This is a genomic window from Hansschlegelia beijingensis (genome assembly GCF_045505405.1).
Classification (GTDB): Bacteria; Pseudomonadota; Alphaproteobacteria; order Rhizobiales; family Methylopilaceae; genus Methylopila; species Methylopila beijingensis_A.
In genome coordinates, this window is sequence record NZ_JBJKEX010000209.1 from 1 (window position 1) to 5385 (window position 5385).

Annotated in this window: 6 protein-coding genes; 2 read left to right on the plus strand and 4 right to left on the minus strand. The window is 70.5% G+C overall.

Translation table 11 applies throughout. The annotated features are described in order from the left end of the window. The 4 genes from ACIKT0_RS12445 to ACIKT0_RS12460 form a co-directional block, all read right to left on the minus strand. Positions 1 to 318, minus strand: a 318-nt coding sequence (locus ACIKT0_RS12445; RefSeq protein WP_407105645.1) for a CoA-binding protein, incomplete at its 3' end; no start/stop codon positions are given. Positions 319 to 394: 76 nt separating this feature from the next. Continuing rightward, positions 395 to 1306: a LutC/YkgG family protein gene (locus ACIKT0_RS12450; protein WP_407105646.1), complete on the minus strand. Its 912-nt coding sequence runs from the start codon at positions 1304 to 1306 to the stop codon at positions 395 to 397. Beyond that, a complete protein-coding gene (locus ACIKT0_RS12455; RefSeq protein ID WP_407105647.1) occupies positions 1303 to 2730 on the minus strand; it encodes a LutB/LldF family L-lactate oxidation iron-sulfur protein in 1428 nt (475 codons plus the stop codon). Before ACIKT0_RS12455 ends, ACIKT0_RS12450 begins: the two co-directional genes overlap by 4 nt. 4 nt (positions 2731 to 2734) lie before the next feature. Beyond that, entirely contained in the window at positions 2735 to 3517 is a 783-nt protein-coding gene (locus ACIKT0_RS12460; RefSeq protein ID WP_407105648.1) for a (Fe-S)-binding protein, read from the minus strand. A 184-nt stretch (positions 3518 to 3701) separates the two neighbouring features. On the opposite strand from ACIKT0_RS12460, the gene ACIKT0_RS12465 reads away from it, so the two are divergent. Then, a complete protein-coding gene (locus ACIKT0_RS12465; RefSeq protein WP_407105649.1) occupies positions 3702 to 5156 on the plus strand; it encodes an FAD-linked oxidase C-terminal domain-containing protein in 1455 nt (484 codons plus the stop codon). Then, entirely contained in the window at positions 5153 to 5287 is a 135-nt protein-coding gene (locus tag ACIKT0_RS12470) for a hypothetical protein (protein ID WP_407105650.1), read from the plus strand. Before ACIKT0_RS12465 ends, ACIKT0_RS12470 begins: the two co-directional genes overlap by 4 nt. The last annotated feature ends 98 nt before the right edge of the window (positions 5288 to 5385 follow it).

Sequence of the window (5385 nt, forward strand, 5' to 3'; positions counted from 1 at the left end):
GGCCCCAAGCCCGCGGGTGACGACGACCGCCGCCCGGGCGCCGGCCGCGCCGGCGTCTGAGATTATCGAGGGGACAGCGTCGGGCGGCGCGGTGACCACCACCAGATCGGGCGGCGCCGCCAACTCCCCGAAGGTTCGGACGGCGGAGAACTCGTCGATGCGCGCATGATCGGGATTGACCAGCCCGATCGGTCCGGCGAAGCCCGCCTCGCGCAGTCCCGCGAGGATGACCCGACCGGCGCTGCCCGGCCGCGGGCTGCCGCCAGCCAGCACGACCGAGCGCGGCGCGAACACGGCGTCGAGGTTCCGAACCGTCATCGCGCCGCCGTCAGCCCTCCTCGCCAAGCCGCCGAGGCTCGCCTGCGGCGGGCGCCGTTACAAGCCCCGGTCGGCGTCAGGGCTGGGTCTGCGAGGGCGGGTCGCTCGCCGGGAAGCTCTCCTCGATCGCCTCGTCCAGCTCGTCCTCGTCTTCCTCGTCGTCCTCAGGTTCCGGCTGCTTGGCGGGAGACGCCGGCTCGCTCTCGCCCGGCTTCTTCGGGTCCGCGGCGAGCGTCGAGCCGACGCGCGGCTCGGCCGGCGTCGAGCCTGCGGGAGCAGCGGCGGATTCCGGCACGCTCTCGGTCGCGGCGGCCTCGGGATCTATCAGCACGATGTGCAACCTCCGTGGTCCATGGGCGCCCATCAGCAGGATCTGCTCGATGTCGGCGGACCGGGACGGACCCGTGATCCAGTTCACCGTGCGCGGCATGACCCCCGCTCCGAACCGGTCGCGAACCCTGCCCCAGACATCCTCATAGGTGGCGGCCACATCCGCCACGTCGAGGACGACGATGTGATTGTCGGGCAGGAAGTTCAGCGTGGTCGGGTTGTCCTCCCCCGAAACGAGCACGAGCGTGCCGGTCTCGGCCACCGCCCCGAAGGCGGCGCTGACGCCGGCGGCGTCGTCGCCGAAGGTGCGGCCGGTCGTGACGTCGAGCGTCGTCCGATCCCAGGGAAGCGCCTCCAGACGGGGATCCGTCCCCCGGCGCAGCGCCGGGGCGAGATTATGCGCGCGCAGGAACTCCGCAATGGCGGCGGGCGCCTGTTCGGGCGTCTTCACGGTCGAGACGGTCGCGGCGGAGGCCTCGGCCATCTCCACGAACAGCGCCACGCGCTCCCGCGCCGATTTCCCGGCCGCCCGGGCGGGCAGCACGCCCGCCGGCCTCAGCGCCAGCCGCTCCTCCACGATCATGCGGCGGGGCTTCTCCTCGCCGGTCGACCCGAGCGAGCGGCGGATGTTGGCGAAGATCTGCTCGCGCGGGGTCATGCGCGGTCCTTTCGGGCCGCCCACTGGGCCTGGAAGGTCGAACCTTCCGGCGCGGCGAAGTCCCGCGTCGCCGTCCAGCCGCTGGCGAGCGGCAGCGAGCGGAAGCGGCCCTTGCGGCGGCCGAGCAGGGCGAGCGCGCCCATCGCGGTACGGGTCGCCAGGCGATAGAGCCGCGGCCGCCGGGCGAAGAAGCCCCAGAGCTTGAGCCCGGACCGCACGGTCGCGGGGGAGAGATGACGCTCGAACTCGCGCTCGCGCCAGTGCCTCATCAGCTTCGGCAGCGGGATGCGGACCGGGCACACGCTCTCGCAGCGCCCGCAGAAGGTCGAGGCGTTCGGAAGATGGCCGGCCTTGTCCACGCCGATCAGGGAGGGCGACAGCACCGAGCCCATCGGCCCCGGATAGACCCAGCCGTACGCGTGCCCGCCGACCGCGTGATAGACCGGGCAATGGTTCATACAGGCCGCGCAGCGGATGCAGCGGAGCATTTCGCGGAACTCGCCGCCCAGCATGGCGGAGCGGCCATTGTCGAGCAGGACGACGTGATACTCCTCCGGCCCGTCCACGTCGCCTGCGCGGCGCGGACCGGTGGAGAAGGTGGTGTAGACCGAGATCTCCTGGCCCGTGGCGGAACGCGCCAGCACCCGCAGCATCTGGCTGGCGTCCTCGAGCGTCGGCACGAGCTTCTCGATCGAGGCGAGCACGATGTGGACCCGGGGCAGGGTCTGGCTGAGGTCGCCATTGCCCTCGTTGGTGACGATGATCGAGGTGCCGGTCTCGGCCACCAGGAAGTTCGCCCCGGTGATGCCGACGTCGGCCTCGAGGAAGCGCTTGCGCAGCACCCCGCGGGCCTCGGCCAGAAGCGATTCCGGCGCATGCAGGTCGCGCTCCGCCGGCAGGTCGCTGTGGACCCGCCGGAAATCGCTCTCGATCTGGTCGCGGTTGAGATGGATGACGGGCGCCACGATGTGGCTCGGCCGCTCGCCGCGCAGCTGGATGATATATTCGCCGAGGTCGGTCTCGATCGGCTTCACGCCCGACGCCTCGAGATGCGCGTTGAGCTCGATCTCCTCGGAGATCATCGACTTGCCCTTGGCGACCGTCCGGGCCCCGACGCGGCGGCAGATGTCGGTGACGATCTTCGAAGCGTCCTCGGCCGTGGGCGCGAAGTGCACATGGCCGCCGGCGGCCGTGACCTTCGCCTCATAGGCCTCGAGATAGAGGTCGAGATGCGCCAGCGTGTGGTTCTTGATGTCGCGCGCGCTGTCGCGCAGCGCCTCGAACTCCGGCAGCTTGTCGGCCGCCTTGCGGCGCTTCGCGATGAAGCCGCTCTCGACATTGCCGAGCGCGCGCTGCAGCGCCGGGTCGTGCAGCGCCTGGTGGGCGTTCTCCTTGAACGCCGGCGAGGTGAAATGCGCCGTCATCCTGTCACTCCCCCCGCGTCGGCTCGCCGATGGCGGGCTCCTCGCCCATCCCGGCCAGCACCTCAGCGACATGTCGGGCGCGCACCGGCCGGCCCTGGCGCTGCAGCTTGCCGGCCATGTTCATGAGGCAGCCGAGGTCGCCGGCCAGCAGCGTTCCGGCGCCGGCCGCGACGACGTTGTCGACCTTCTTGGCGACGATCGCGTCGGAGATCTCGCCATACTTGACCGCGAACGTGCCGCCGAAGCCGCAGCAGACGTCCGGATCCTTCATCTCGGAGATGGTCAGGCCCTGCACGCTCTCGAGCAGCTTGCGCGGCTGCGACTTGACGCCGAGCTCGCGCAGGCCCGCGCAGCTGTCGTGATAGGTCACGACGCCGTCGAAACGCGCCTGCACCGAGGTCATCCCGCGCACGTCCACCAGGAAGGTCACGAGCTCGAACACCTTGGCCGCGAACGCGTCGGCGCGGCGGGAGAGGTCGGGCTCTCCGGCGAACAGCTCCGGCACGTGCTTCTTCAGCTGGCCCGCGCACGAGCCCGAGGGCGCGACGACGTAGTCGACGCCCTGGAAGGCGTCGATCGCCTGCAGGGCGAGGTCGCGCGCCGTGGCGCGGTCGCCATTGTTGAAGGCCGGCTGGCCGCAGCAGGTCTGCGGCGGCACCACGACCTCGCACCCCGCCTGTTCGATCAGCTTCGCGGCGGCGAAGCCGACCGACGGCCGGATGAGATCGACCAGGCAGGTCGCGAAGAGGCCGACGCGGGGACGCGCGGGCGCGGAGGCGGCGGACAAGGCAAGCTCCGAAAGGCGGCGGACAAGTCGACCGTGATGGCCCGTTTGAATATTGAGGGCAAGGCGATCGGCGCAAGGCCGCCGCCCGCGCCGCAGGCTACCCGCGACAGGCGGCATGACCTAAGACTGATTCCAAACCTCGCCCGGCGTGCGTGCCGCGAACGAGGATCCATGGGAGGAGACGATGACCGGGATCGCCATGCCGGCTGCCAATCCGCGCATCCTGGCCCGCCGCGACGAGATCGTCGCCGGGCTGCGCGCCCTGGTGCCTGGCGAGGGCGTGATCGTCTCCGAGGACGAGCGCCGCGCCTTCGAGACCGACGCGCTGACCGCCTATCGCCGCATGCCGCTCGCCGTGGTGCTGCCGTCGACCACCGAGCAGGTGGCGGCGGTGCTGGCCTTCTGTGACCGCGAAGGCGTGCCGGTGGTCCCGCGCGGCGCAGGCACCTCGCTCGCCGGCGGGGCGCTGCCGCAGGAGGACGCGATCGTCATCGGCGTCTCCAAGATGACGCAGGTGCTCGACGTCGATCTGGCGAGCCGCACCATGCGGGTGCAGACCGGCATCACCAATCTGGGCGTCTCGGCCGCGATCGCGCATGAGGGGTTCTTCTACGCGCCCGATCCGTCGTCGCAGCTCGCCTGCACCATCGCGGGCAACATCGCGATGAACTCGGGCGGCGCGCACTGCCTGAAATACGGCGTCACGACGAACAACCTGATGGGCGTCACCTTCGTCACCATGCGCGGCGAGATCGTCGAGATCGGCGGCGACGCCATGGACGCGCCGGGCCTCGATCTGCTCGGCGTGATCTGCGGCTCGGAGGGCCAGTTCGGCATGGTCACCGAGGCCACGCTGCGCATCCTGCCGATGGCGGAAGGCGCGCGGCCGATCCTGTTCGGCTTCGAGACCAGCGAGGCGGCGGGCGCCGCGGTCGCGGCGGTGCTCGGCGCCGGCATCGTCCCGGTGGCGATCGAGTTCATGGACAAGATCGCGATCGACATCTGCGAGGACTTCGCCCACGCCGGTTATCCGCGGGACGCGGGCGCGCTGCTGATCGTCGAGGTGGAAGGCTCTCCGGCGGAACTCGACGAGCAGCTGGCCCGCATCGAGATGATCGCCCGGCAGCACGGCGCGACGTCGTCGCGGCAGGCCAAGACGGCGGCCGAGGCGGCCGCGATCTGGAAGGGCCGGAAGTCGGCGTTCGGCGCCATGGGCCGGATCTCCGACTACATCTGCATGGACGGCACGATCCCGACCGGGCGGCTGCCCGAGGTGCTCCATCGCATCACGGAGATCTGCGACGCGCAGGGCCTCAAGGTCGCCAACATCTTCCACGCTGGCGACGGCAACTTGCACCCTCTGGTGCTCTACGACATGAACGATCCTGTTTCGCTCGCGAAGGCCGAGGAGGCCGGCGAGGAGATTCTTCGAGCCTGTGTCGAGGTCGGCGGCTGCCTGACCGGCGAGCACGGCGTCGGCATTGAGAAACGCGAGCTTATGACGGTCCAGTTCACCCATGTGGAACTCGCGCAGATGATGCGGGTGAAAGAGGCCTTCGATCCGAACTGGCTGATGAACCCGGCGAAGGTGTTCCCGCTCGAGATGGGCCGGCCCTCCGACGAAAAGGTCGCCGCGTGACGTCTGCGTTCGGCGAGGAAGCGATGACCGACGTGGTCTCTCCGCTCGATGAGGCCGGCGTCGAGGCGGTCGTGCGCGACGCATTGGCCCGCAAGGCGCCGCTCGCCACCCGGGGGGACAGCGTCGAATAGAGGATGCCGGCGTTGGGTTTTGCGAGCAGCAGGCCGGTCGGCTCGCCCTTGGCGTCGCGGGTGATCTCGCCGCCCGGCGGGTTCGGCGTGTCCTTGCC

Coding starts and splice junctions, on each gene's coding strand:
- ACIKT0_RS12450 (WP_407105646.1), bottom strand. CDS start 1,306: ATGACCCCGCGCGAGCAGATCTTCGCCAACATCCGCCGCTCGCTCGGG.
- ACIKT0_RS12455 (WP_407105647.1), bottom strand. CDS start 2,730: ATGACGGCGCATTTCACCTCGCCGGCGTTCAAGGAGAACGCCCACCAG.
- ACIKT0_RS12465 (WP_407105649.1), top strand. CDS start 3,702: ATGACCGGGATCGCCATGCCGGCTGCCAATCCGCGCATCCTGGCCCGC.